The sequence below is a fragment of the Pedobacter aquatilis genome, assembly GCF_032678405.1.
GTDB classification, from domain to species: domain Bacteria; phylum Bacteroidota; class Bacteroidia; order Sphingobacteriales; family Sphingobacteriaceae; genus Pedobacter; species Pedobacter aquatilis_A.
The window spans coordinates 723,964-750,832 of record NZ_JAVTSJ010000001.1 but is presented as its reverse complement, the minus strand read 5'-3'; the positions used below and the strand labels follow the sequence as shown (position 1 = coordinate 750,832).

Below are 26,869 nucleotides of genomic sequence, written 5' to 3'. Positions count from 1 at the left end.
CACGAAATTTTGCTTTTTATTCCTTAAAATGTGTTAATTTTTAATTAGTTGCTTTTGTTGTATATTCTTTAATAGTATATTGCTTTACTATTTATATAACCATGCAAACTATTTCTGAATTAATCTAACTGTAATGAGAAAAGCTACATTATTAGTTTTTGTCGTTCTTTTCTTTACGTTATCAAATGCGGTATTCGGACAAACTGTTTCTAATGAAGGAACAGATTTTTGGGCAGTTTTTCCTACGCATGTGCCTAACATGACTAATAACCTGGCCAGTCTAGCTGTTTTCGTAACATCAAAAGCTGCAACAGAAGTTACGGTTAGTTGCGGGGCATGGTCTCAAAAACAAGTAATTCCTGCAAATACAGCAATTCAATTTGATGTTCCGAGAGCAAACGCTTATGTTGATATTGCTGATGCTAATCAGAATTTGACCAACCGGGGTATTCATATAAAAGTAACTGATGGAAAACCTAAGGTTTCGGCTTATACGCATATATATGCTGGTGCACGGTCTGCAGCTTCTTTAATTTTGCCTTACGAAACACTCGGGCAAACTTATTATTCGATGAATTATACACAAAGTAATGGGGGAAATAATTTTTTCACCATTGTGGCTGTTGAAGATAACACCACTGTTTTGCTCCATGAAAAAAGCGGATCAACCAAAACCATTACATTGGCCAAGGCGGGAGATGTTTATGAATATATTTCGGGCACATCAGACTTAACCGGTGTGTATGTTGAAACAGATGCGGCTACATCGTCTTGTAAAAGATTTGCTGCTTTTTCCGGATCGTCTGTGTTAACAATTGCCTGTACAGGCTCTCAAGACCCCTTATACCAACAACTGTATCCAACAGTAAGCTGGGGGAAAAACTATGGCGTTGTAGCCTTTACTGACAGGAAATATATTTTAAGAATTCTTGCACAGGAAGATAATACCACTGTTACCTATAATGCACAAACTTTTACCATTAACAAAGGGCAATATTTAGAGAGTGGTCAGCTAACGGAATCGGCTTTCATTACATCAGATAAATTAATAAGTGTTGCACAATATTCATTAACACAGGCTTGTTCTGCAGCCACGGGGGGGAGCATGATTGGAGACCCTGATATGGTGATGCTGAATCCTATTGAATTTAATATCAAAGCGGTTACGGTTTTCTCTTCCACATTACAAAATATTTCAGTCAGGTATATTAATATTTTAATGAAAGCTGACAAAACCAGTACTTTTAAAATTAATGGTGTAGCTCCGGCAGTAACCTGGGCAACGCTTTTGGGGAATAATCTTTATGCTTTTGCCCAGATACCAGTTACGGAAAGCAGCCTGACTTTGACTGCCGATGATGGCTTTAATGCAATTGCCTATGGCTTTGGGCAGGCAGAATCGTATGCCTATTCTGCTGGTACCAATCTGGCTTCAAATAATTATTTAACGGTAGTTAATGAAGCAAAGAATGAAGAAAGCCCGAATGGCTGTGTGGGGCAGGTAATTGATTTTAAAGTCAGTTTACCTTATCAACCCGATAAAATTACCTGGACATTGGAAAACAGCACGCCAGAAGTTACTTTAAATCCGGTGCCTGAAACAAAAACGACAAACGGACAAACGGTATATATTTACAAATACCCGGTTAATAAAACCTATACCACTACGGGTGAATATCATTTAAATGTTGTTGCGCATGTGCCGAATAATGCCACAAGTTGCCAGAGTGGTGATCTTGAAACCAATTATGTTTTCACCATTTACAATTTACCAACGGCAAACTTTGATTTAGCTGCAAGTAGCTGTGCAAAATCGGATATTACATTTACGGATAAGAGTTCATCTAATTCTGCCGATTTTGCGATAACCAACTGGTTTTGGGATTTTGGTGATGGCAGTACTTCAACAGAGCAAAATCCAAAACATCAGTATGCAAATGAAGGAACCTACAATGTAAGTTTATCTGTCAAAGCCGGAACAGGGTGTTATTCGGACGCTGTAATTAAAACGGTAAAAATATTTCCTTTGCCTGTTTCAAAATTTGCAGCATCATTAAATACCTGTATTAATACGGATTATCGTGTTACGGATCAATCTTCGATAAGTTCTGCAAAAAGTCCGAATACCATTACCAAGTGGAGCTGGGATTTTGGGGATGGTACAAAGATAGATAAGACTGACGCAACGCCTTTTGTTCATCAATATACAAGTGCAGGTAGTTATACAGTTTCTTTACTTACTACTTCCGGCGAAGGTTGTGTTAGTGAAGTTTATAGTCAAAAGGTTACGGTAGCTGACCTGCCTGTGGCAGATTTTAGTACACCTGATATTTGTTTAACAGATGCTATTGCGTTGTTTACGAATAAATCGACTGATGTAACCGGCGGATCAGGCACTTTTACTTACGCATGGGATTTTGGTGATGCAGCATCTACTACTGCTAATCCCAATACTTCAACCGACAAAGACGGTAAACATAAATATGCAAATTTTGGTAATTATACTGTAACATTAAAAATAACCAATATTAACGGTTGTGTTTCTACTATAACAAAACAGTTTACAGTGAACGGAGCCGTTCAGAAAGCTGAATTTACGGTGCAGAATGAAAATAATTTATGCAGTAATAGCGCTGTTGTAATTAATAACTCCTCAACGACCTTTTTTGGCCGGATTACCAAAATTGATATTTATAAAGACTTTATAGATCACCCTGAAGAAGTTGAAACGATAATGTATCCGACAAATGCAGATATACCTTTAACTTATGCTGCTTTTGGAGGTGCCGGAAGCCGCAATTATTTAATCAGGATGGTTGCATACTCTGGCGAATCCTGTTTTCAGGAAGCACAAAAAACGATTACGCTTAAACCTTCTCCGATTTTGACATTTGAAGATATTCCGGCGGCTTGCCAGAATGATGGTTCAGTAGTTATAAACCAGGCTAAGGAAAATTCTGAAATTGCCGGAACAGGTATTTACTCAGGCGATGGGGTTGATGCAGAAGGAAATTTCAACCCAAAAAATGTAAGTACTGGCGAGCATGTTATTACCTATACTTTTACAGCAACCAATGGCTGCGCCGGAAGTATTTCGAAAACCATAAAGGTTTATAAATCGCCAACGGCTGATGCCGGTGCAACATTATATATACTTTCTGGCGGACAGGTAACGATTCCTGCTGTTGCCGATGGCTCAGGCTTAACTTATAAATGGACACCGTCGGTTGGATTAGATCATGACAATGTATTAAATCCTGTGGCCTCGCCGGAGAAAGATACCGATTACCAACTCATTGCAACTACAGATGAAGGGTGTACTGTGACGACTTCCGTAACGGTTAAAGTTTTACAGGCATTAAATCCACCCAACTCATTTACACCCAATGGTGATGGTGTAAATGATGTATGGAATATAAAATATTTAGAAAGCTACCCAAATGCAACCATCGAAGTTTTTAACAGAAATGGCGTAAGGGTATTTTTCAGCAACGGCTATAAGGTTCCTTTTGATGGGAATTATCAGAATGAAGCTTTACCTGTCGGTGTTTATTATTATCTTATCAACCCAAGAAACGGGAGAAAAGCAGTAACCGGACCACTAACAATAATCAGATAAAATTGAAGAAATATATCATTCTATTCGCCTTATTTTTGAGTTTTAAAGGCTTTGGTCAGCAGCGGCCACAATATACTCAGTATATTTTTAATCAATATTTATTAAATCCTGCGTTATCAGGGATTGAGAATTATGTTGATTTTAAGGCAGGTTTCAGAAAACAATGGTCGGGGATAACGGATGCGCCGCAAACCTCCTTTGTTTCGGCGCATTGGGCATTAGGGGATAATCATCTTTGGAGTAATGCATTAACGTCATTTCCAGAGCAAACCGGCGACCCTATGGACAGAAATTACACACAGAATTATACTTCATCTCCGGCGCACCATGGTATGGGGGTAACGGTAGTGCAGGATAAAGCAGGGCCTTTATCAAGAATAGATGCGAACTTAACCTATGCTTACCATTTGCAGCTGAGCAATACCTTTAACTTGTCAGTTGGTGCTGCGGCCGGTATTTCGAGTATTAAGTTGGATGTTAATTCGCTTACCTTTCCTGATAGCCAAAGTGATCCTGCGCTTTCCAACGCGATTGTTAGTCAGGTAAAACCCGATTTGAGTGTTGGTATATGGTTGTATGGAGCCCGTGTTTTTGCAGGGATATCAGCCCAGCAGGTATTATCGCAGAAGTTAAATTTTACCAATTCTGATAATTATAATATTGGTAAGGAAGTACCTCATTTTTTTGCTACGGCAGGATATAAGTTTTTTCTTGATGACCAGATTGCGGCTATTCCATCGGTTATGGTTAAATATGTACAACCCTCTCCGGTATCTTTCGACCTGAATATGAAGATTGCGTTTAAGGATAAGATATGGATAGGGGGAAGTTACCGAAAGGATGATTCTTTTGCTGCAATGGCCGGGTTTAACATCGGTAAAATGGTAAACTTAAGCTATTCGTATGATTTTACAACTTCTGATCTGAATACGGTAAGTAATGGCAGCCATGAGATTGTTCTGGGGCTGTTGCTGAACAATATTTATAAAGTACCATCATACATTAAGATGTGGTAACAATTCAGTAAACAGCTTAATTCTTGAGGAGAAAACTGTTTACTGAATGGCTAAACTTTTAAAGTTCTTTTCTTAGTCTTGCTACCGGAATATTCATTTGCTCACGGTATTTGGCAACTGTGCGGCGGGCGATATTATAGCCACGTTCCTTTAATATCTCGGTAAGTTTTTCGTCGGCAAGGGGTTTACGCTTATCTTCATTGCCGATGCAGTCTTCCAGGATTTTTTTAACTTCTTTATTAGAAACCTCTTCACCGTTTTCGGTTTGGATTGCTTCTGAAAAGAAAGATTTCAATAGAAAAGTCCCGAATTCTGTTTGAACATATTTTGAGTTTGCCACCCTTGAAACCGTAGAGATATCCATGTCGATTTTATCGGCGATATCTTTAAGTATCATAGGTCGCATTTTACGTTCATCGGCAGTTAAGAAATATTCGTACTGATAATGCATAATGGCATTCATGGTTTTAAGCAGGGTTTGCTGCCTTTGCTTTATTGCATCGATAAACCATTTTGCCGAATCGAGCTTTTGCTTTACAAACTGCACGGCTTCCTTAAGCTTTTTATCTTTTGAAGAAGCTTTATCGTAGTGCTCGAACATTTCCTGGTAAGAGCGGCTTACTTTCAATTCCGGTGCATTTTTCGAATTCAGGGTTAATACCAGAACGCCATCATTATTGCTGATATGGAAATCAGGAATGATTTGCATTTGTTTGGTTGTTACCTGGTTTGCATCACCGGGTTTCGGGTTTAAACGAAGAATTTCATTTACTACTTCTTTGAGTTCCTCGCTGTCAAGGCCTAAGCTTTTTTCCAGTTTATCGTAATGTTTGCGGGTAAATTCGTCGAGGTAATTTTCGACAACATTCATCGCTTTTACAATTATCGGATTGCCAGTATCTTTTCTTTTTAACTGGATCAGCAAACATTCCTTTAAATCTCTGGCACCAATGCCGGGAGGGTCGAAGCTCTGGATGAGTTTAAGCATTTCCAGCACATCTTCTTCTTCAACCATTACATTCTGAGAGAAGGCAAGGTCGTCAATCATCGAACTTAAGGGGCGGCGCAGGTAGCCATCATCGTCAAGGCTGCCGATAATTTGTTTTCCTATGATAAAATCCTGGTCAGAAAGCGGTACTAAATCAAGTTGTTCCTGAAGGCTTTCGAAAAAGGTACTTTCGATGGCGATTGGTGTTTCTTTTTTCTCTTCATCATCATCGCCATTATTATAGTTTGTACTGTAATCGTTTGCACTGTCGTCTTGCAGATAATCATCTACATTAAACTCATCCATACCACTATCTTCTGACGATTGTTCATAATCGTCAGGACCGTCATTTAAATCGTCGTATTCACCTTTTGGTTCGTCGGTTGTCATTAAACTAGGGTCTTCAAGTGCCGGATTTTCTTCGAGTTCTTCTTTAACCCTGGTATCTAAAGCAACAGTTGGCACCTGCAGCAGCTTGATAAACTGAATTTGCTGAGGGGATAACTTTTGTAATAATTTTTGTTGTAGGTGTTGCTTTAACATGTTATTCTATAGTGTTCGCCAAAAATAAGGAATTGTTATCAGATATTTTTTAGAATTAATCTTAATACCCTGCAGATTTAACTTTAAATAATTTGATAAACGTTTGTTTGCAATCTAATGTTTATTAAATTCGTTACAAATTCACTAAAACTTAATTAAACTATTATGGGAATTGTTAAAGAATTCAAGGATTTTGCAGTTAAAGGAAACGTACTTGATCTGGCAGTCGGTGTGATTATCGGAGCTGCTTTTGGGAAAATTGTTAGCTCGCTGGTTGAGGATATTATTACGCCAGCAGTTTTAGGCCCGGCTTTAAAGGCTGCGGGATTAGAAGATTTAAGCAAGCTTGTGATTCCGGGAACGGCAATTAAGTACGGGAATTTCTTGTCGCAGGTTATTGCATTTATAATCGTAGCCTTTGTACTGTTTCTAATTATCAAGGGTGCAAACAACCTTAAAAAGAAAGAAGTTGAAGCGCCTGCAGCTCCGCCAGCGCCAACAAAAGAAGAAGTATTGTTAACGGAAATAAGAGATTTGCTTAAAACTAAAGCATAATAAAAATAAAAGGTTCGCAATATTTGCGAACCTTTTTGCTTAATAGCTTCTTTTAATTTTGGGATCGGTTATGATAATGTAATCACCAAGGTTTTTAAATTTTTCCCAGTTGGGGTTATCGAAACTTTCATCCGAGAATGAAGAGATATTTAAAACCGATAATTTCGGTGCATATTTCTGAAGCTGGGCAAAAGTGCCGAGTTTTTCATCGCTATGAAACCGGCCGTTGAGCTGCAAAATCTTAGTGCCTTTATGTTCTTTGGCGAATCTGGCTATGGACCATGCCATGGTGGCATCCCAAAGGTTTTGGGTCTGGTAAATTTTCATTGGTCCTGTATTATGCCCGCCCATGGTTTCGGCAAACTTATCATTGTATCGTCCGGTTGCGGTATCGATTGGCATGGGAGGAAGAAATGCAGCTGAGCCTTTAGGAAAACTTTTTAAAGCATCTAATCCACCTTTTGTTACTGCATTACTGTATCTTGTGGCGGCATTGGCGCCAATTACTTCAATTTTATTTTCTCTGGCGTATTCCACTAAAGGTCTGTAATCTTTATAGTTAGGCCATGCACGGCCTTCTTTAATAAAGTTTTTTTCTGATATTAATCCCGCCAGGTATTCATTAACAACAGGTTGTATATCGGTATGGAACATCTCAAGTGTTAGCGCGGTTCTTTTAGGGTATTTTTCACTGAGTTTTTTAAAAATTTCTGCTTCTAAAAAGTGCCCGATAGAATCATTGTGGTCTTCGCCAAAAAACAGAACATCTGCCCGGTTCATATCGCTGATGATATCATCAACTTCGATAAGCTTTTGTTTTTTTACATCGTAAATTTTATAGCTATTGCCGTTGCTTTGGGCAGCCACTATTCCCGAAATAAATAAAGCAATAATAAATAATGGAAATTTCATGCCCTCAAAATACTAAAATATTTTTCACCGATGAAATAGGGTTACTTACCGATTTTTAGCCCTTTTTCGGTGAATTGCTATGCTGCGGTTAAGCTTTTATAAATACTTTTGATTATTAATAATTGCACAAATGGAAAATTTAAATAATAATAATACAGTTACCAACCGCTCAGGCAGAATGCTGAGTGGGTTGGTTATCGTAATGATAGGACTGGCATTCCTATTCGATAATATGGGCTTTGATATTCCTAACTGGGTATTTAGCTGGCATACATTTTTAATTGTCATCGGTATTTTTGTTGGCGTAAGACGTAATTTTAAAGGTGCAGGCTGGTTAATCATGATTTTAGTGGGTGCTTATTTCACCATTGATGATATTACCGGTCTGGATTTCGACGCCTCGAAATATGCTTTAGGTGTTGGCCTTGTTATTTTGGGAGGCTATTTATTGTTAAAACCAAAAGGTGATTTTTCGGGAAGACGCAAAAGACGTTTTACCGAAAACTTTAATACTACCGGCGAAAATTTAAATCCTGCCGGTGGTGAAAAAGCCAACAACCACGATATTGTGGAAGCAACAGCTGTTTTTGGAGGAAGCAACCAGATTGTGTATTCGAAAAACCTTAAAGGAGGCGATATCACGGTTGTTTTTGGCGGGGCAGATATTAATTTAACACAGGCAGATTTTAATGAAACTGCTGTATTTGATGTTACAGCGGTTTTCGGGGGGGTTAAGCTCATTGTTCCGCAAAACTGGATCATTAAAACAAACGGTACACCGATTTTTGGCAGTATTGAAGATAAGCGGGGACATTTGATTCCAACAGGCGAAATTCAGAAAACATTAATTATTGACGGAACTGTATTGTTTGGCGGGATAGAGATTAAAAGCTTTTAAAATGAAATGGTTTGCGGTTAATTGTATTTACCAGGTAATTTGTGGCGAGGGCAAACATTCGCCACAATTTAATGAACAGGTACGGCTGGTAACTGCAGAAACATCATTTGAAGCGATACAAAAAGCAAAGCTGCTGGCCTTTGGGTACAATGCTTCGTTTGAGAATTGTGTGGGGGAAATGGTTAGATGGGAATTTATAGCTGTTGGCGGAATAACAGCTGTAGATGAACCGACAGATGGGATAGAGGTAAGTTCGAAGATTTTAGAACCAAAATCGGTTGAAGCATACCTGAAAGATTTAAAACACCGAACTAAAACATTAACTGAACTAAATAAATAAGTTTTGACAACAAGACCTTTATCAGTCCCGCAAATTCAAAAAACGGCTTTAGGCATTGCTATTGCATGGACTGTTCTGTGCGCTGTAGGTTTGCATTATGTGGTCAATTTTTCGTGGATGATTTCTTTTACCGATAGTATAGTTAACAACATTTTGCTGGCAGTTGCATGTATCAGTATCAGTAATATGCTTGGGTATTATCAGCCAAAAAATGAGCGAATACTATATGTTCTGATTATAACGGTTGCATTAACCTTTGTTATTATTTTTATTGCCAAGTATGCGCTACAGTATATTTTTGCCGATTATAAAAACTATCTGGATTTTTATCAGTTTTCTTTTGCTTTCAGGGGGCTGATTTCCTTTATGTGCCTGGGATGGTGCGCACTGGCTAATATTTTATGGTACCGGCTTGAAGAACAATCTGAAATGCAAGACAGGCTTCTGGCTGCCCAGAACCTTGCCAAGGAGGCCGAATTGAATAAGCTAAGGCATCAGCTTCAGCCGCATTTTTTGTTTAACAGTTTAAACTCTGTATTTGCACTAACCATGGTAAATCCTAAAGAAGCCGGGGTAATGATTACCAAACTTGCTTCTTTTTTACGCGGAACCCTGAAACGCGATGATGAACTTTGGGTTAGTGTTGAGGAAGAGATGGAATATATTCAGCTTTACCTGGATATTGAAAAGGTCCGTTTTAGCCACAGGTTAAATATTGAGGTAAACATTGACAACGATACGCTAAATTTATGCCTTCCCGGAACGTTGCTGCAGCCAATTGTAGAAAATGCAATAAAGTTCGGCTTATACAATACTTCGGCAGCCATTACCATTAAAATAGATGTAACTGTTGAACAAAACATTCTTCATCTTAAAGTACAAAATCCGTTTGACCCGGAAATGAAGGCTACAGGTGGAACCGGTTTTGGCTTAACGGCGATAAAACGCAGATTATATCTGCTGTTTGCAAACCCGCTTTTATTGCAAACAGAAATTGAGGCAAATAATTTATATATTACCACCTTAAAAATTCCTCAGAAAAATGATCAGGACCATACTAATTGATGATGAACCTTTAGCCAGAGATATTGTAAAGTTTTACCTTTCAGAACATAAAGAAATAGAGGTAATTGCGGAATGTAATGATGGTTTTGAGGGTTTGAAAGCAATAACACAGCACAAGCCTGATTTAATTTTCCTGGACATACAAATGCCTAAAATTAGTGGCTTTGAAATGCTCGAACTGGTAGAAGACAAGCCTGCAGTAATTTTTACAACGGCATTTGATGAGTACGCAATTAAGGCATTTGAGGTAAATGCAGTAGATTATCTGTTAAAACCGATAGATAAAAACCGTTTCGATTTAGCTATTCAGAAGCTTCCGGCAAGATTAAGCCAAACCGAAAATACAGAAGCTGTATTGGATGCAGCATCGATGAGCCCGGCGCAAAATAACCGGGTAGTTGTGAAGAAAGACGGTGTAATAAAAATTATTCCAGTTGCCGACATCAATTACCTGGAAGCTGATGATGATTATGTTAAACTAAGTACTAATGAAGGTGCATTCTATAAAAATAAAACCATGGCCTTTTTTGAGCAAACGCTCGATGCCGGGCAGTTTATCAGGATTCACCGTTCGTACATTATAAACCTTGCACAGGTAACTAAAATCGAATTGAAAGAAAAAGACAGTTATGTGGTGTTGCTTAAATCGGATATCTGGTTGCCGGTGAGTAAAACAGGTTATGTAAAATTAAAAGCAGCATTAGGTTTGTAAGATGTATTAATGGTATTTGCCACATTTTAAAACGAATTATTATATTTGCATTTTAAATAGAAAAAATAAAATTAAACAGACTTGCAATTTTAGAGAAATCGCTTTATATTTGCACCTCTTAATTTTGAAATTATAATAAGATAATATACAGTCATGAAAAGAACATACCAACCTTCGCAAAGAAAGAGAAGAAACAAACACGGCTTCCGCGAAAGAATGGCAACAGCTAACGGCAGACGAGTATTAGCATCACGTCGTGCTAAAGGAAGAAAAAGATTAACAGTTTCTGACGAACGCAAGCATAAAGCATAATTTTTGATTGCTTTTCCGTTTAACGGAACTGGCAGATCAAAATCTGCAATTATCAATCAAAAATATATGTACACATTCAGAAAAGAAGAACGGTTATGCAGCAGGAAACATTTGGATCTGCTGTTCAAAAGCGGTTCTTCTTTTTTATTATATCCATTTCGTATTTCTTATATCTTTATTGATGCAGCTGCCGAAGTTCAGGCACAGGTTGTAATTAATGTTCCTAAAAAAAGATATAAAAGGGCGGTTGACCGTAATTTACTCAAACGTCGCATCCGCGAAGCTTACAGGCTTAATAAAAAAGAAAGTTTTTATACGCAGCTTCAGGCAGATAAAGGTTTGCTTCTATTTTCGATTCAATTTGTGGGAAAGGATAAGTATGAATTTGCTTTCATTCAGAAAAAACTGATTGCAACCTTTAAACGTTTTCACAGTTTAATTCAACCAGATGAAGTTGCTGAATAAATTATTTAGCTGGTTTTTTTTAGGCCTGATAAAAGTTTATCAATATGCCATTTCGCCCATGCTTGGTGCTAACTGCCGTTTCACGCCCACCTGCTCCCAGTACGGTGTAGAAGCAATTAAAAAATATGGGCCTTTTAAAGGTGGCTGGATGGCGTTAAAACGTATTGGCCGATGTCATCCCTGGGGTAAACATGGCCATGATCCGGTTCCCTAGTATTTTGGTGGTTAATTAAGCCCAAATCCCGGCTAGAAATGGTTAATCGCGTACTTGGGTTAATCAACTTCCTGCTTTGGTCTGCCTAGTTCGGGCTAAAAATTATATCTTTGCGCTATGGCTAAAATACTTCTACTGGAAACGGCAACGGCTTTCTGTTCGGTTGCATTATCAATTGATGGAAAAATAGTATCCGTTAAAGAAGAAGGTGGTCAGAATCTGCACGCAAGTAACCTTACCTTATTTATTGATGAAGTAGTTGGTAAAGCTGGTTTAGTGTATCAGGATTTAGATGCTATAGCCATCAGTAAGGGGCCAGGCTCTTATACCGGTCTTAGGATAGGGGTTTCTACAGCTAAAGGCTTAGCTTATGCGCTTGATAAACCTTTAATTGCTATCGAAACGCTGGAAATGATGGCTGCGGGCTTTTTAATCCAAAATCCTGAATACCAGGGACTGGTTTGCCCGATGATTGATGCGAGAAGGATGGAGGTTTATACTGCTGTATATACCGCTGGTTTAGCATTGCTTGAGCCAACTGCCGCCAAAATTATCGATGAAATTAGTTTCAGTAATTTTTTAGCTGAAAATACAGTTACCTTTTTGGGCGATGGTGCAGCTAAGTGTGCCGAAACCTTAAAACAAGAAAATGCAGTTTTTGTAAACGACAATTTTAATTCGGCAGCTAATATGTCTGTACTTGCAGAAAATGCTTATCAGGCAGCTAAATTCGAGGATGTAGCCTATTTTGAACCTTTTTACCTTAAGGATTTTGTGTTAACACAGCCTAAGAAGAAAGTTTAATTATTTTTTCTTAAAAATAGAAAACAGGTTTTTAAAGAAACTTCCACCTTCGTTATCGTTTATGCCAGGCATCACGTCGCTAAATTGCGGGTGGTTTACAATGTTTCCGAACTTAATACCTACGCCCATATAAAAGGATGCGCCATTTGGTCCGCTGCCGCCGGAATAATCGTTATTAAGGATGCCTGAGGCTGTGCTTGCCGTAGAAAGCAGGTTGTCAGTTCCCATAAATATTTCAAAATTTGGTGTCTGGTATTTTCCTTGTAGTCCAACCATGAACACATTATTCAGGTTATAGAGCGGGGTAACACTACCTGATAGATTATTGTAATTAAAGGTATTTATAAAAGCAATATCGCCACCACGGTAAAATAAATTTTTGGATACCGCCAGGGCAGGTTTGTAAAATCCATATATTTTAGATACATAAACATCTGCTTTGGCATTCGTAGCAGCTAAAAATTTAGCTGGTTGCTCTGTAAGTTCAAAAATATCTCTGATTTGCTGATTTGTTTCTTTTTGATCATTAACAATGTTATTAATGGTTTTTAAGGTATTTACTGTTGTACTGTGCGTATTGTTTCTCCACCATATAAAACCCAGATCTTTAATGTTAGCCATTAAAAACAAGCCTTTCTTAGTCGTGTAGTTTGTACTAAAACCAACTGATACCCCCGGATTTTTAAAGGTTGGCACAATGGTATTTCTCGTTATCTTATTCTGGTCGTTAAAATTGCTCGAATAAGTTCCTGCAAGGCCAATATTTAATGAGTTTGCTTCAGGATTAACAAAAAGGTATGAGTCGGAGATATTTAAATTGTTATAAACCATTCCACTCAATAAGCTTGCTTTTACACCAAATGCTAGCCTTTTATTGTAATTTTCGCGATAAGTAAAACTAAACTGGTGATAGGTTTGCTGATAACCTTTCGTATTAAAAATATCATTTAGCTCGGTAAGTGGAGGAAACCTTCTGTATGAATCGAAAACTGCCAGGGTTTCATTGGTGTAGTCTATCTGCGCATCTGAACGGATTTGCCAGGCAAAACCCATCTCTTTTTGGTATTTATAAGATTGAAATATCCGAAGTGTTAAAACATATACGTTACTATTCTGATAGAAATGATTCAGGTTTCCATTTCCAATAGGTAAAGTCCTGGTATCATTAACACCATCAACAATCATCCTTCTGATCACCGGTTCTGCATCTCCCGTATTTGCACCGTTTACACCAAAATAGGGCAGGAAAAAGTTAGATGAAAATTTTCTGGACGAATCTAAAGTAAATGATTTCTGTGATGGATTTTCAAATGCATCAAACATCGTTTTAGTACCAAATAATGCATATTGCTGCGCAAAAGAATTTGTAAACGATAATAAAAGGATGAGTATAGGTAGAAGTTTCTTCATGTAGCTGGCAGTTCGGGTTTTGATATTAACGGTTGGTGAGCGAATCTGGTATTTCTGGTTTTAAATATTTGTTTAAAAGCATGTTAGTAATGAATTTGTTTTTGTCTGCACTCATCTGGTAGTAAAAAGTATCGAAACTTTTTAAACCGCTATCTGCTCTTAAATGTTTGTAATAGGGTAATAAAACATTGTTTCTGAATAGATCTTTACTGTTTTCAGTATTAATATAGTAGCCAATATTTGCAGTAACGGAGAGCTGGTTTAGTGCATCCTGATACTGCGGTGTTTCAATTAGTAGTTTGTTGTTTTTATAACTGTTTAAGAATGATTGAACTGTACTCGCATTATTGGCGAAAACGATGAAGTTATCGATAATGGTGTAATATGGTTTTCGAAACTTTTTAAAGGGCTCGCCGAAGAAATTATACAGGATGTCTGATGACTTAAATATTTTAATATCATCGTTATAGTCTGAACTTACATCTAAAAGCAGTTGTTTAACTTTTTCGCCGTTTGATAAAGCTATTGCGCCTAATTTTTCAGCTGTACTTAACTGGAAAGAGATAAACTGATTTTTTACATAGGTTTCAAAAACCGGACTTAAATCAACACGGTATTCATTCTTTACTGATTTAATTACTGAAGCTATTCTGGCAGATTCTTTGTTTTCAGACTGCCAGGCTGCAAGTTTTTTTAACCAGTTTTTGTAATCATCGTATGCATACCAAACATAGTTTGCTGTATTGTATGGAAGCAGGTTCGTAATGCTGATGGCCTGAACCGGTGTGTTTTCAAAAAGCTTCAGGTAATTAGTGCTGCTTTTTAGTTCTGTATTTCCGTTAAACAATATCCTTTCTTTGCTAAAGTTATAATTTAAAGAAGCAAAGCTATTTTGTTTATCAAATACAGTAAGTTCGCCATTTAAACTGCCGGCAATAATATTTTTTAAAATAGCAGGAGCCTGATTAAAGTTAATATATAGATGTGCGAGTACGTTTTTGTTTATTACACTGCTTTGCTTGATGTAATCGGTAAATGGATTTTCTGTTAACCTTATGGCTGCATCATCAATCAGTTTTTTTGATGTCGAAATTGTTAATACCTGGTTTTGCGTACCAATAAAAAAGTTAAGGCTATCATTTAACTTTATGTTATAAAGATTATCAGCTTTTTTCGAAACTGATTTTTGCTGTTGAAGGTAATTGTATAATTGTTTTTGATCTTTACCCTCCTTAATCTGAACGGTAATCAGAAAATTAAGCTTTTTTTCTTCATCGGGGAGGATACTTAAATAGACCTCCTGGTTTGAAAAGAAACTATTTAAGGTATTATCGTTTGTAATTTCTTCTTTAAAGCTTTTTAAAAGATTGGTTTTTTCCTTGCCTAAAATTTGCTGAAGTAAGTCCTGGCCTTCAATAATCTGATAAAAACCTTTATCGTTTTGAAAGGCAAATATTATCGGTGCATTATTTGTAGCCGATTGAAGTGCAAGGTCTTTCGCGTTATTATCATTATTTAATTTAGAAAAATAAAGGTAAGCTAAAGCTGCTACACCAACGGTTAATGCAATTACCAGGGCTAAAATTTTTCTCATCTGTTTGTGAAACAAATTTAAATTATTACATCCATTTGTACGAAATTCTTTCCCAATTTATTAATTTAGCAATTGCTCTAAGCTAAAACTATATGAACAAACGTATTATTCTTACTGCTTCTTTTTTTGGTGCTGTTGCTGTTTTATTAGGTGCCTTTGGTGCACATGGCTTAAAGGCTTTAATTGATGCACCTTCTTTAGAAATATGGCAGAAAGGTGTCGATTATCAGTTCTACCATACCTTCGCACTCCTTTATTTATCTACATTTGCCCGCTACAGAAATAAACTCATTAACATTGCTTATTTTTGTTTCACTTTCGGAATCCTGCTTTTTTCAGGATCGCTGTATTTACTGGCAACGAGAAGCGTACTTAACCTAAGCTTTGTTGATGTTTTGGGCCCGATTACGCCGATTGGAGGACTTCTATTTGTCCTTGGCTGGATAATGTTATTCTTTGCTGCTTTTAAAGATAAATAATGAACACATTTGAACCTGATATTTTTGCAGAAAGAGAAACACTTTTTGTTGAAGTTATTTTGCCTTTATCTTTGGCAAAAAACTACACATACCGTGTGCCTTTTGATTTAAACAGTCAGGTGGAAATCGGAAAAAGAGTTGTTGTTCAGTTCGGGAAGCATAAAATTTATACGGCCTTAATTAAAGGGATTACCAAAGTTCCGCCTACTGTTTATGAGGCGAAATACATTCTCGATATTATCGATTCGGCACCATCAGTAACTGCTTCACAGTTGAAATTCTGGACATGGATGACGGAATATTATATGTGTAATGAAGGTGATGTTATGGCTGCAGCTTTACCTGCGAGTTTAAAACTTGCCAGCGAAACAATCCTTATACTTCGTGAAGATTTTGATGATGATGTAATCCTTTCGGAAAAAGAGGAAATAATTATCAGCGCTTTAAAGAAACAGCAAAAATTAACAGTTAACGATGTTTCAAAATTATTAGGGCAGAAAACCATTTATCCCATCATCAACCAGTTGTTAGATAAAGCACTAATCCTGGTTGCAGAAGAAGTTATTCAAAAATATAAGCCGCTGTTAAAATCTTTCATCATCCTGAATGAATTTTACAATGATGAGGAAAATTTAAAGCAGCTGTTTGCCATATTAGAACGTGCACCTAAACAACTCGATGCTTTACTTGCCTATTTAAAGTTAAATAAATCAGGCTTGCCCATTGCTAAAGAACAACTTTTAGAAGAAAGCAACTGCGGGCCTGCGGCTTTAAAGGCTTTAACCGATAAGGATGTTTTTACGGTATTAAAAAGGCCTGTTAGCCGTCTGGCTGCACATGATGATGATTTTAATGCCAACTTTACCTTAAATACGGTGCAGCAGGCCGCACTAAACAAAATTAATGCAGCATTAGAGGATAAAGATGTAGTGTTGCTTCACGGTGTTACCGCTTCTGGCAAGACACAGGTTTATATAAAACTCATTGAGGAAGTTATTAATAACAGCGACGGGCAGGTTTTATTTCTGCTGCCGGAAATAGCATTGACTACCCAAATTGTAGAGCGGATTAAGCAGTATTTCGGTAATTCGATAGGGGTATATCATTCCAAATTTAATAACAATGAACGCGTTGAAATCTGGAATAAAGTTAAACATGGTGCATTTAAGGTAATTCTTGGAGCGCGGTCGGCGGTATTTTTACCATTTCAAAATTTGAAATTAATTGTGGTTGATGAGGAGCATGAACCTTCATATAAACAATATGACCCGGCGCCACGTTATCAGGCCCGCGATTCGGCTATCTATTTAGCGCATTTACATCAGGCTAAGGTGATTCTTGGTTCTGCCACGCCATCATTAGAGAGTTATTATAATGCCTTAAATGGCAAGTATGGGCTCGTTGAAATGAAAGAGCGTTTTGGTGGCGTTCAGCTACCCAATCAGCAGGTAGTAAGCATAGCGGAGGAGACGAAGCGAAAAACCATGGTTTCCTATTTTTCAAGCGTTTTAATAAAAGATATCGATTTAGCACTAAGTAAAAAGGAGCAAGTTGTACTTTTTCAGAACAGAAGGGGATATGCAACCATTTTAATTTGCGCCACATGTGGCTACACGCCTAAATGTGTTAATTGCGATGTGAGTTTAACTTACCATAAAAGCAGTGGGAAATTGCATTGTCATTATTGTGGCTACCAGCAAAGCAGTGTTAATATTTGTCCTGCCTGTGGTTCTGTACACGTTGAGCAAAAAGGTTTTGGTACCGAAAGGATAGAAGAGGAACTGAAATTACTTTATCCGGATATTACCATTGCCCGCCTGGATATGGATACAACCCGTACCAAAAATGGTTTACAACAAATATTAACCGATTTTCAGGAAAAGAAAACTGACATTTTGATTGGCACACAGATGGTTGCCAAAGGCTTGGATTTTGATAACCTAAGCCTGATTGGTGTAATCAACGCCGATACCTTATTGGGTTATCCTGATTTCAGGGCTTACGAAAGAAGTTACCAGTTATTGGCACAGGTTGCTGGCCGAGCTGGCAGGCGAGCCGACCAGGGCAATGTTTGTATCCAGACTTATGATGCCGAGAACAGGATTATAAAGCAGGTTGTAGATAACGACTACCTGGGGATGTATAACGATGAAATTGCCGAACGCGAAAAATTTCTTTACCCTCCTTTTTCTAGGATGATTTTTATCGCCGTTAAACACAAAGATTCAAATGTTTTAGATAAGGCAGCTTTATTTTTGGCACAAACATTAAAGGCTAAGTTTGGACAACGGGTTTTAGGACCTGAACAACCGTTGATTAGCAGGGTTAGGAATCTTTATATTAAGCAAATTATCATTAAAGCAGATAAGCATACCGCAATACACAAGGTGAAAAATGTGTTAAGAGAAACGCTTACCGACTTTAATGCGATGAAAGATTTTAAAAGTGTATTGATACAGATTGATGTTGATCCGTATTAGTTTTTACTGTTGAAATTGAACTGAAGTCCGGCCAATACAGGATTTAGTAAAAATTCCCATTTGTTATACGTGTTTATTGTACGTGCACCCTGGTTTGGTTGTGTAATATCCTGTTTCTCATAAGAGTAATTGAAATCCAGGCTGCTTTCAGCAAAGATAGAAAGGTTTGGAATGATATTAATTTTGAATCCTATAGCAGGAGACATTACAAGGCCGTTTTTAGTTGCATCAGCAGATTGACTTGTTGTACCAACCATTGAATTTGCAGGACTTAAAGTACCGGTAAATCTGTTTGAGCGATAACCGATATCAAATGCGAAATATGGCTGAATCCTTGAATAATTGAAGTTTTTCTCAAAACCAATTTTGAAAGAGTAGTCTGTTACTGTCCCTTTAGCAATTTCGCAGGTTTCGCAAGTGTTAACAAATTGAACGTTCTTGTCGCGGAAGTAATTGCCGCTTATTCTGTAACTGATCTGGTTATCATTAAATTTTAATACTCCGCCATTTGCAGCCATTTTTGTATAATCCTGAGCATTTGTTTGATTCAGGATCTTTGGTAATTGCATCATGCTAAAACCTCTAACTGAAAACGAATAGTTGTAATCGGCACTGGTTTGGGCAAATGATTTATTAATAATAACGGCGCACAAAATTAATATGCAAAGGAAAATTTTTTTCATTTAAGCGGGAGATAGATTAATTATAATTTTTATAGACCTCAAAAGTAAAAATAATTATTAATAACGAGCAAATAATATTCTAAGCATATCATTCAGGCATATTTTTTTAGTTTTGATTTCCTGTTACTTACAATCAGAATAAAATTTTTACCTTGTATCACCACTTAAATAAGCTATTTTTGAAACTTCATGGCCTATAAATTTGTTGATAATTACCGGGAAAGAGGAGCGAGAAAAAAGCTTGTAGAGTTGTTAAAATCTCGTGGTATTGAGGATGAAAGTGTATTAAAAGCAATAGGCAAAGTACCCCGCCATTTCTTTTTCGATGAAACTTTCTGGAATCAGGCCTATAAAGATATTGCCTTCCCGATTGGTGATGGTCAAACCATATCCCAGCCTTACACGGTTGCCTATCAAAGCGAATTACTTCATATTAAAAAAGGTGATAAAGTTTTGGAAATAGGAACTGGCTCTGGTTATCAAACCTGTATTTTAATGGAACTTGGTGCTAAGGTATTTACTATAGAAAGACAGGAAAATATCTACAACCGAACCATTCAGGTTTTACCAGGAATGGGCTATAAACCTACATTTTATTGCGGCGATGGTTCGAAAGGTATTGCTGAATATGCACCATATGATAAAATAATTGTAACTGCTGGTGCACCGTTGGTACCGGAGATTTTACTAAAACAACTAAAAATCGGTGGTATTCTGGTTATTCCTGTTGGCGATGAGCACAGTCAAAAAATGGTTACCGTTCTTCGTATCAGCGAAACTGACTTCGAAAAAATAGTACTAGATACCTTTAGATTTGTGCCGTTGGTTGGCGATCAGGCCTGGTAGTTAAGCGTTTATTCCTGAGTTGGCAGTATGACTGTTCAACTACTAACTCAAGAATGCAGGTGCGATATTAAAATTACCGCTTCATTGCCCTGTCTAGTTCGCGTTTAGTATCTCTGTCTTTAATGCTATCGCGTTTATCGAATTCTTTTTTACCTTGCGCCAAAGCAATTTCAATCTTCGCAAAGCCGCGTTCATTAACAAAGATCCTTAATGGTACTATTGTAAAACCTTTTTCTTCACCTTTAGACTTTAGTTTCTTAATTTCTTTTTTCTGAAGCAGTAAAGCCCGGTCTCTTTTAATATCGTGGTGATAAAATGAGCTATGGCTATATTCAGAAATATGGAGATTACGCACATATAAATTTCCGCCAACAAACATGCAAAAGGCATCAGTCATGTTCGCCTTTCCTTGTCTTATTGCTTTAATCTCGGTGCCTAAAAGTGCTATTCCAGCAATGTATTTATCAATTAAATTATAATCGAAATAAGCTCTTTTGTTTTTTATGTTGATATCGTTTTTCAAAATTATGTTCTATTAAATAACATTTTTAATGCAGGTCAGAAAGATTAAAAATGTTAAGGGAAAGCAAATATCTTAAAAAATGCCTTAAAAATTATTTTAAATTAAAACATAGTTGAATGAAAAGATAATTTGTTCATCTTATGTAAAACCTATATTTTAATTACTTTGTTCGCATTTAAAAAATTAAGTTTGGATTTATTTTATTTACTATGAAGCTAAAAAATCTATTTTTTGTCGTAATCCTTTTTTTTGCGATAAGTGCAAATGCGCAGCAACCTGCTTTTTTACCTCAGTTTAAATTTTTTAAATTAGATGGTAAACCTTATTCGAATGTAAACATTAACCAGGCAAAGAAAACCTTATTTATTTTATTTGATTGTACCTGCGAGCATTGCCAGCGTGAAGCAAAGGAGTTAAACAGTGTTTATAGTAAATTTAAGGATGTGAACATTTTAATGGTTACCCTTGATGAATCTATATCTATCCAGAAATTTTTTGGTTCTTATGCACCAGGATTAAACCTAAAACCAAATGTTACCGTACTTCAGGATAAGAACAGAACCTTTATCCCGACATTTTTACCTTCGCAATATCCTGCAATGTATCTTTATTCTACAGGCGGAAAGCTTTTGGTTTACAGCAATGGCGATGGTGGAATTAAGAAAGTTCTGAAATCTATCGGATAATCAATACCGGGATATTCACTTTATGCCTAACAGCATCTACAGTAGTTCCGAAAATTAAATCTTTTAATCCTTTGTGACCATGAGCACCCATAACAAGCAGTTCCAGTTTGTTATTGTTGCTTATGTTTGCAATTGCCTTTGCTGTACCGCCAAAACCAATAAAGCCAGTAGAATCATAGCCCAAATCAGCAAGATTTGATTTGTACTTATCCAGATTCTTAGCATCGCTTTGTGTTTCATGGTCCATAACAATATCGCCATGATACCGGGCAGCTGCAGTTTCAACCACATGGATTAAATAATAGTGAGCATCTTTTCCGCCCTGAATTAATGCGTGCCTGATTGTATTTCTGTCATTTTTAGAGAAATCTACTGCGATACCAATCCGCTGATAGCTTATCTTGTCAATTTTACCGATATCCAAGGCATTACCATGAGGAACCATTTGCCGTTGCAGGTTTCGTTTATCAATTAAGGGGTGAAAAAATACGTAAAGTAAAAGAAGCACGATTAAAAACACGGCTGGTAATACGAAAACATAAATCCACCAGGTATTTGTGTCTTTAGCCCACCCTGAAATTTCTTCGATAACGAGTTTTACATTTAGTGCGATTATTAGTAATGCACTTCCCCAGGCTAAAACCTTTACCCATGTTTTTATGGCAAAATCTTTCATCAGTTTCTTATCTGATGTGAAATGAATTAAGGGAATTACGGCAAAACCAAGCTGCAAACTAAGCACAACCTGACTGAGCACCAGTAAACCGCCCAGTGCATCATCCCCAAAATGAAGTATCGTAAAAAATGCCGGAATAATGGCCAACAAGCGGGTTATTAATCGCCTTAACCAAGGTTGAATCCTCAAATTAATATGACCTTCCATAATAATCTGTCCGGCAAGTGTTCCTGTAACAGTAGAGCTTTGTCCGGCGGCAATTAAGGCAATTGCAAATAGCGTAGGGGCAATGTTTCCGAAAATATTGGATAATAGCTTGTGCGCATCCTGAATCTCGGCAACTTCATGTAAGCCATTTTTAAAGAAAGCAGCGGCGGCTAAAATCAAAATGGCGGCATTAACAAAAAATGCCAGGTTCAGTGCTATCGTTGTGTCAACCAGGTTAAATTTTAAAGCTTCTTTAATACCTTTATTGCTGCGCTCGATTTTACGGGTCTGAACTAATGAAGAATGCAGATACAAGTTGTGGGGCATTACAGTAGCACCAATAATTCCGATGGCAATGTAAAGTGCATCGCCACTTAAAAGCGAGGGCTCAAAACCTCTTGCCACTTCTTTTAGTGATGGCTCTACAATAAACATTTCGACAAGAAAGGAAATGCCTACGATGAAAACCATTGAAACAATAAAGCCTTCCATAGCCCGCATTCCTTTGTTAAGAAGGAAAAGCAATAAAATGGTATCGAATATGGTTATCGAAATGCCCCAGATTAGTGGAAGGCCGAAAAGTAACTGTAAACCTATTGCCATTCCAATTATTTCAGCCAAATCGCAGGCAATAATTGCAAGCTGGGCTAATCCGAATAAAGGGATGTTTGCCCAGCGTGGGTAGGCCTGCTTAGATGCCTGCGCCAAATCTAAACCTCTTACAATTCCCAAACGGGCGCTCAGCGATTGCAAAAGTAATGCAATGAGGTTCGACATTAATAGTACCCAGATGAGCTGGTAGCCAAATTTACTTCCTCCAGCCAGATCGGTAGCCCAGTTTCCGGGGTCCATGTAGCCAACACTTATAAGGTACGCCGGGCCGATGAAAGATAAAACCCTGCGCCAACCTTTTCTTTTATCGGTATTTACACTTTGATGAACCTCACTTAACGATTCAGTTTTTGCCATTACTGCTAATTAAAATATGTTTTGCTACTTCTCTGCTAATGTTAATTTGTTTGTCAGACACTACAATCTCTACTGAACCATCGAAATCTGTAACATCTGATACCTGCACTTGTTTGCCAAGGGTTAATCCCAGTTTTTCAAGGTGTTTTAAAAATGCGGAACTGTGCTGGCTTACACCGGTAATGGTACCGCCATCACCAATTTTAAGCTCAATAAGTTTTATGAATTGTGTTTTAGCAAATCTCCCGTTTTTATCAGGGATAGGGTCGCCGTGCGGGTCGGATTTGGGGAAACCGAGAAATTCATCTAATCTTTCAATTAAATCGACAGAACGGATATGTTCGAGCTCTTCGGCTACATCGTGAACTTCATCCCATTTAAAATTAAGTTTATCAACTAAAAATACCTCCCAGAGCCTGTGCTTTCGAACAATATCGATTGCGGCTTGCTTTCCTTTTTCGGTCAAAGTAACGCCCTGGTACTTAATATAATCAACTAATCCTTTTTCGGCCAATTTCTTAATCATATCCGTAACTGATGCAGGTTTTGTTTGAATCTGCTCGGCAATGGCATTTGTTTGAACGCTATTTGTTTTTTCTGAAAGGTGATAAATAATCTTAAGATAGTTCTCCTCGGTGAAGCTTTGCATTTATGTTTATCTAATTTTATTTTTAGGTAAATCTAAAAATTTTATTTTAAAATATATATGATAAATTTTGTTAAAATTTAGAATATAATTTGGTTATGTTTGTGTTCTCAATATCTTTGGACTTATATGGCATCTGAATTAGACAAAATTGATTTTAAAATTTTAAGAATCTTGCAGGAGAATGGTAGAATTACCAATCTTTTATTATCTCAGGAGATAGGCCTTTCGCCTGCACCGACTTTAGAGCGTGTAAGAAAGCTCGAAATGGCTGGCTATATTAAGAGCTATCATGCTTTGGTTGATGAAGAAAAACTAGGCTTAGGCATAAAAACTTTCATTCAGATTCAGCTGGATTTTCATAAGAACAATACCATTCAGATCTTTTTAGATGAAGTAAACCAGATCAAAGAAATCACCGAATGCCATCACGTAACGGGACAAGCAGATTTTCTTTTAAAGGTTTATGTGAAAGACATAAAATCTTATGAACGTTTAATAATGGATAAAATAAGTAAGATATCTGTTGTTAAAACATTCCAAACGATGATGATTATGTCGACAACAAAAAAAGAACCGATAGTGCCTTTGGAGTATTAGTTGCTACCACCTTAGGCACCTAAGAGCAACTTAGTTTTCTCATAAGTTAATATTTATAAAACTGATTTACTACTATTAGCCTAAGCATCTAATATTGTAAATTATAAAGAGCTAAATCTCTAATGATAAAGATGATTTATCTTTTGAGTTTCATTACTCAATTTAGAAATTTTAAATAAATTGATATTTATTTTCTAATTGTGTGCATGAATTCACTGACGAAGGCCCGTTTACCAATTTGGACGATATTTGTGCAATTAAAATTTATTAATAGCCCCTTCGGAGCTTTTAATAACTTCATGTATGTAAGTATTTGAGCTTCATTTATTGGTAAAATACTATCTACAGATTTTAACTCCAAAACCATGCAGTTTTCAATGAATAAGTCTGCACGTAATTCACTATTAATAATAATATCCTTATAAAATAGGGCGATAGGTTGCTCTGAAGTAAATTTTATATTTTGCAATTGTAACTCCCTAATCAGACATTTATGGTAAATGCTTTCCAATAATCCAGGGCCAAGCAGTTTATGAACTTCTATACAAGCTCCTGTCACTTTATATTCTAAAGTATCAATGAATGTTTTCTCAATCATATATAAATCAATCAGTTTATAAACTTTTGGGATGATTCAAATGATTTGCCAAGAATTTCTTAGGTGTCTGAGGTGGTAAATTTAATAAGAAAGTATATATAGTGGTTAATCTAATCAATTTTCCAATCAATAGGACTTAAGTTATTTTGTACCAGCAGCTGGTTTGCTTTTGAAAAATGTTTTGAACCAAAGAAACCATTATAGGCAGAGAAGGGCGATGGATGGGCGGCGGTTAGAACATAATGTTTTTTTTGGTCAATTAATGCTGCTTTTTGTTGTGCATATTTACCCCACAACAAAAATACCAGGTGCTCCCGCTTTGTTGAGAGTGCTTTAATAATTTCATCGGTAAAGATTTCCCATCCACGGTTTTGATGTGAGCCAGCCTCAGCTGCACGAACGGTAAGTGTTGCATTTAAGAGTAACACACCCTGTTCGGCCCAATGCATTAAATTGCCATGTTGTGGTGTTTTGAATCCTATTATATCGGTTTCAAGTTCTTTGTAAATGTTTTTTAACGATGGAGGTACCGGGACACCTTTTTGTACAGAAAAAGATAATCCATGCGCTTGATTAACACCGTGATATGGATCTTGGCCAAGAATTACGACCTTAACTTTATCAAATGGTGTTGTATTTAAAGCATTAAAAATATCTGCTCCTTTAGGATATACCTGATGGCCTTTCTCTTTTTCTTCAAGCAAAAAAGCTTTAAGGCTTTTCATGTAATCTTTTTCAAATTCTTCTTCTAAAACGGCTAACCAGCCAGGCTCTAATGCAGCAGACATATTAATATAAATGTTTAGTTCAATCCTGATAATTATTATAACTATTTTTAACAGGGAATGTTTAAGGTTTCTTTTTCAGGATTGCTAAGAAATCGCCTTCTAAAGTAGTTTTTGGGTGTTCTACAATACGGCCTAATTCTTTGCCTTTATTGTCATAGATAATGAAAGTTGGCACCATTTGAATGTCCAATCCATCTATAATGCCATTTTCAGCTTTTTTATGGCCATCTACCGCGATGATGTCCACATTCTTTTCTTTGAATTGCAATGCATCAAGTACCTTGAAAAAATTTGGAACATTTACTTTACTATCACCACACCAGGTACCGAAAATAATTTTTATATGCTCTTTTTTTACAAGTTTTTTTAGTTCAATCATGGTTGCTGCATCAGGTGTATATGCTTCATATAAAGGATCATACATTTCCTTAAATTCGGGGAATGTGACTACGCCTTCACGGGTGCAGGTATTGATCAGTATATCTTTATTGTGAGCTGCATCGTGGATTTTTTTATTTACTTCTTGTGCAGAAACGGTCATGGTAAGGATTATTAGGGTTATGGATAATAGATATTTCATTTTAATAAATTGTTTTTTATCGGCTTGTAAATTTTTATTGAAATTATTGTTTTAAAATCTAATTTCTGCTATTTAAACACGATATTTGCAAAAAAATAATTTAGAATAAAATTTATGCCAAATATTATCAGATTAATAGCGGGGTTTGCATTATTGGGTGGCGCTGTTGCTTTATTTATTTTCGGTTTCTGGCCTTGGGGTATTCTTGCCATTCTACTTGGAATAATTGTACTTGTTACCTATTTCTTCAATGAAAACATGCTTTTAGCACAATGGTTTTTACGAAAAGACAATATGCCTAAAGCTAAAATGTATCTGGACAGGATTACAAATTATGAAAAGCAATTAATTAAACTTCAACACGGTTATTATAATTTACTTGTTGGCTTAATTGAAAGCAGAACGGCGCCAATGAAGTCGGAAAAATACTTTAAGACTGCACTTAGTTTAGGTATGCAAATGGAACACAATGTGGCCCTGGCTAAATTAAGTTTAGCAGGTATTGCAATGGCAAAGCGCAATAAACGTGAGGCTACAATGTATTTAGCGGAAGCTAAAAAAGCAGATAAGAACAAGCTTCTTGCTGAACAAATTAAGCAAATGAAAGATCAGATGGGGATGATGGATAAGCAACAGCAGGTTCGTTACAGATAGAATTCAA

At 36.8% G+C, this 26,869-nt stretch carries 28 protein-coding genes; 17 read left to right on the top strand and 11 right to left on the bottom strand.

Annotation, left to right across the window (positions count from 1 at the left end; all coding sequences use genetic code 11):
* The first annotated feature begins 133 nt into the window (after positions 1-133).
* Together R2R71_RS03270 and R2R71_RS03265 are read left to right on the top strand one after the other, a co-directional pair.
* Positions 134-3,619 (top strand): PKD domain-containing protein, encoded by a 3,486-nt coding sequence (locus R2R71_RS03270; protein WP_316829812.1) that lies wholly within the window; start codon positions 134-136, stop codon positions 3,617-3,619.
* A 2-nt stretch (positions 3,620-3,621) separates the two neighbouring features.
* Complete coding sequence (locus R2R71_RS03265) at positions 3,622-4,635, top strand: type IX secretion system membrane protein PorP/SprF (RefSeq protein ID WP_316829811.1); 1,014 nt, start codon at positions 3,622-3,624, stop codon at positions 4,633-4,635.
* A 58-nt stretch (positions 4,636-4,693) separates the two neighbouring features.
* Here R2R71_RS03265 and rpoN read toward each other — a convergent pair whose 3' ends face one another.
* The gene (gene rpoN / locus R2R71_RS03260) at positions 4,694-6,166 is read right to left on the bottom strand and encodes an RNA polymerase factor sigma-54 (RefSeq protein WP_316829810.1); all 1,473 of its coding nucleotides are present in this window, start codon (positions 6,164-6,166) and stop codon (positions 4,694-4,696) included.
* 165 nt (positions 6,167-6,331) lie between these two features.
* On the opposite strand from rpoN, the gene mscL reads away from it, so the two are divergent.
* Positions 6,332-6,721 carry a large-conductance mechanosensitive channel protein MscL gene (gene mscL / locus R2R71_RS03255; protein WP_316829809.1) on the top strand — a complete coding sequence of 130 codons (390 nt, stop codon included), beginning with the start codon at positions 6,332-6,334 and terminating at the stop codon, positions 6,719-6,721.
* A gap of 39 nt (positions 6,722-6,760) precedes the next feature.
* Here the strand turns inward: mscL and R2R71_RS03250 are convergent, their stop codons facing one another.
* Positions 6,761-7,633 (bottom strand): ChaN family lipoprotein, encoded by an 873-nt coding sequence (locus R2R71_RS03250; RefSeq protein ID WP_316829808.1) that lies wholly within the window; start codon positions 7,631-7,633, stop codon positions 6,761-6,763.
* Positions 7,634-7,763: 130 nt separating this feature from the next.
* On the opposite strand from R2R71_RS03250, the gene R2R71_RS03245 reads away from it, so the two are divergent.
* From R2R71_RS03245 to tsaB, 8 genes are all read left to right on the top strand, one after another.
* Complete coding sequence (locus R2R71_RS03245; protein ID WP_316829807.1) at positions 7,764-8,531, top strand: LiaF transmembrane domain-containing protein; 768 nt, start codon at positions 7,764-7,766, stop codon at positions 8,529-8,531.
* Between the two features lies 1 nt (position 8,532).
* A complete protein-coding gene (locus R2R71_RS03240) occupies positions 8,533-8,871 on the top strand; it encodes a DUF4288 domain-containing protein (RefSeq protein WP_316829806.1) in 339 nt (112 codons plus the stop codon).
* A gap of 3 nt (positions 8,872-8,874) precedes the next feature.
* Positions 8,875-9,936, top strand: coding sequence for a sensor histidine kinase (locus R2R71_RS03235; protein WP_316829805.1), 1,062 nt, complete (start codon positions 8,875-8,877; stop codon positions 9,934-9,936).
* Positions 9,914-10,648 (top strand): LytR/AlgR family response regulator transcription factor, encoded by a 735-nt coding sequence (locus R2R71_RS03230; RefSeq protein WP_316829804.1) that lies wholly within the window; start codon positions 9,914-9,916, stop codon positions 10,646-10,648. Before R2R71_RS03235 ends, R2R71_RS03230 begins: the two co-directional genes overlap by 23 nt.
* Before the next feature lie 153 nt (positions 10,649-10,801).
* The gene (gene rpmH, locus R2R71_RS03225) at positions 10,802-10,960 is read left to right on the top strand and encodes a 50S ribosomal protein L34 (protein ID WP_010601723.1); all 159 of its coding nucleotides are present in this window, start codon (positions 10,802-10,804) and stop codon (positions 10,958-10,960) included.
* Between the two features lie 66 nt (positions 10,961-11,026).
* On the top strand, positions 11,027-11,425 hold the full coding sequence (locus R2R71_RS03220) for a ribonuclease P protein component (protein ID WP_316829803.1): 399 nt from the start codon (positions 11,027-11,029) through the stop codon (positions 11,423-11,425).
* Positions 11,409-11,639, top strand: a complete 231-nt coding sequence (gene yidD / locus R2R71_RS03215; protein ID WP_316829802.1) for a membrane protein insertion efficiency factor YidD — start codon at positions 11,409-11,411, stop codon at positions 11,637-11,639. Before R2R71_RS03220 ends, yidD begins: the two co-directional genes overlap by 17 nt.
* Before the next feature lie 117 nt (positions 11,640-11,756).
* The gene (gene tsaB / locus R2R71_RS03210) at positions 11,757-12,443 is read left to right on the top strand and encodes a tRNA (adenosine(37)-N6)-threonylcarbamoyltransferase complex dimerization subunit type 1 TsaB (RefSeq protein WP_316829801.1); all 687 of its coding nucleotides are present in this window, start codon (positions 11,757-11,759) and stop codon (positions 12,441-12,443) included.
* On the opposite strand, the gene R2R71_RS03205 is transcribed toward tsaB, so the two are convergent.
* Entirely contained in the window at positions 12,444-13,853 is a 1,410-nt protein-coding gene (locus R2R71_RS03205; protein ID WP_316829800.1) for a DUF5723 family protein, read from the bottom strand.
* Positions 13,854-13,878: 25 nt separating this feature from the next.
* Positions 13,879-15,447 (bottom strand): DUF3352 domain-containing protein, encoded by a 1,569-nt coding sequence (locus R2R71_RS03200; RefSeq protein ID WP_316829799.1) that lies wholly within the window; start codon positions 15,445-15,447, stop codon positions 13,879-13,881.
* A gap of 92 nt (positions 15,448-15,539) precedes the next feature.
* On the opposite strand from R2R71_RS03200, the gene R2R71_RS03195 reads away from it, so the two are divergent.
* Both R2R71_RS03195 and priA read left to right on the top strand, forming a co-directional pair.
* Complete coding sequence (locus R2R71_RS03195; protein ID WP_316829798.1) at positions 15,540-15,926, top strand: DUF423 domain-containing protein; 387 nt, start codon at positions 15,540-15,542, stop codon at positions 15,924-15,926.
* On the top strand, positions 15,926-18,406 hold the full coding sequence (gene priA, locus R2R71_RS03190) for a primosomal protein N' (protein WP_316829797.1): 2,481 nt from the start codon (positions 15,926-15,928) through the stop codon (positions 18,404-18,406). The genes R2R71_RS03195 and priA overlap by 1 nt, the downstream gene beginning before the upstream one ends.
* Here priA and R2R71_RS03185 read toward each other — a convergent pair.
* Positions 18,403-19,089 carry a hypothetical protein gene (locus R2R71_RS03185; RefSeq protein ID WP_316829796.1) on the bottom strand — a complete coding sequence of 229 codons (687 nt, stop codon included), beginning with the start codon at positions 19,087-19,089 and terminating at the stop codon, positions 18,403-18,405. The genes priA and R2R71_RS03185 overlap by 4 nt on opposite strands.
* 189 nt (positions 19,090-19,278) lie before the next feature.
* Between R2R71_RS03185 and R2R71_RS03180 the strand changes: the two genes are divergently transcribed.
* Positions 19,279-19,935 (top strand): protein-L-isoaspartate(D-aspartate) O-methyltransferase, encoded by a 657-nt coding sequence (locus tag R2R71_RS03180; protein WP_316829795.1) that lies wholly within the window; start codon positions 19,279-19,281, stop codon positions 19,933-19,935.
* 73 nt (positions 19,936-20,008) lie between these two features.
* On the opposite strand, the gene smpB is transcribed toward R2R71_RS03180, so the two are convergent.
* Entirely contained in the window at positions 20,009-20,458 is a 450-nt protein-coding gene (smpB, locus tag R2R71_RS03175) for an SsrA-binding protein (protein WP_316829794.1), read from the bottom strand.
* A gap of 209 nt (positions 20,459-20,667) precedes the next feature.
* On the opposite strand from smpB, the gene R2R71_RS03170 reads away from it, so the two are divergent.
* Complete coding sequence (locus R2R71_RS03170) at positions 20,668-21,144, top strand: TlpA family protein disulfide reductase (RefSeq protein ID WP_316829793.1); 477 nt, start codon at positions 20,668-20,670, stop codon at positions 21,142-21,144.
* Here R2R71_RS03170 and R2R71_RS03165 read toward each other — a convergent pair.
* Positions 21,134-22,996 carry an Nramp family divalent metal transporter gene (locus tag R2R71_RS03165; protein WP_316829792.1) on the bottom strand — a complete coding sequence of 621 codons (1,863 nt, stop codon included), beginning with the start codon at positions 22,994-22,996 and terminating at the stop codon, positions 21,134-21,136. The two genes, R2R71_RS03170 and R2R71_RS03165, sit on opposite strands and share 11 nt — an antisense overlap.
* Positions 22,983-23,645 (bottom strand): metal-dependent transcriptional regulator, encoded by a 663-nt coding sequence (locus R2R71_RS03160; RefSeq protein ID WP_316829791.1) that lies wholly within the window; start codon positions 23,643-23,645, stop codon positions 22,983-22,985. The genes R2R71_RS03165 and R2R71_RS03160 overlap by 14 nt, the downstream gene beginning before the upstream one ends.
* A 126-nt stretch (positions 23,646-23,771) precedes the next feature.
* Between R2R71_RS03160 and R2R71_RS03155 the strand changes: the two genes are divergently transcribed.
* Complete coding sequence (locus R2R71_RS03155) at positions 23,772-24,242, top strand: Lrp/AsnC family transcriptional regulator (protein WP_056090420.1); 471 nt, start codon at positions 23,772-23,774, stop codon at positions 24,240-24,242.
* Between the two features lie 187 nt (positions 24,243-24,429).
* Here the strand turns inward: R2R71_RS03155 and R2R71_RS03150 are convergent, their stop codons facing one another.
* The 3 genes from R2R71_RS03150 to R2R71_RS03140 form a co-directional block, all read right to left on the bottom strand.
* The gene (locus R2R71_RS03150) at positions 24,430-24,840 is read right to left on the bottom strand and encodes a GxxExxY protein (RefSeq protein ID WP_316829790.1); all 411 of its coding nucleotides are present in this window, start codon (positions 24,838-24,840) and stop codon (positions 24,430-24,432) included.
* A 110-nt stretch (positions 24,841-24,950) separates the two neighbouring features.
* Positions 24,951-25,628, bottom strand: coding sequence for a uracil-DNA glycosylase (gene ung, locus R2R71_RS03145; RefSeq protein WP_316829789.1), 678 nt, complete (start codon positions 25,626-25,628; stop codon positions 24,951-24,953).
* Between the two features lie 61 nt (positions 25,629-25,689).
* Positions 25,690-26,169: a thioredoxin family protein gene (locus R2R71_RS03140; protein WP_316829788.1), complete on the bottom strand. Its 480-nt coding sequence runs from the start codon at positions 26,167-26,169 to the stop codon at positions 25,690-25,692.
* A 153-nt stretch (positions 26,170-26,322) separates the two neighbouring features.
* Between R2R71_RS03140 and R2R71_RS03135 the strand changes: the two genes are divergently transcribed.
* Entirely contained in the window at positions 26,323-26,862 is a 540-nt protein-coding gene (locus tag R2R71_RS03135) for a DUF2892 domain-containing protein (RefSeq protein WP_316829787.1), read from the top strand.
* Positions 26,863-26,869: the final 7 nt, after the last annotated feature.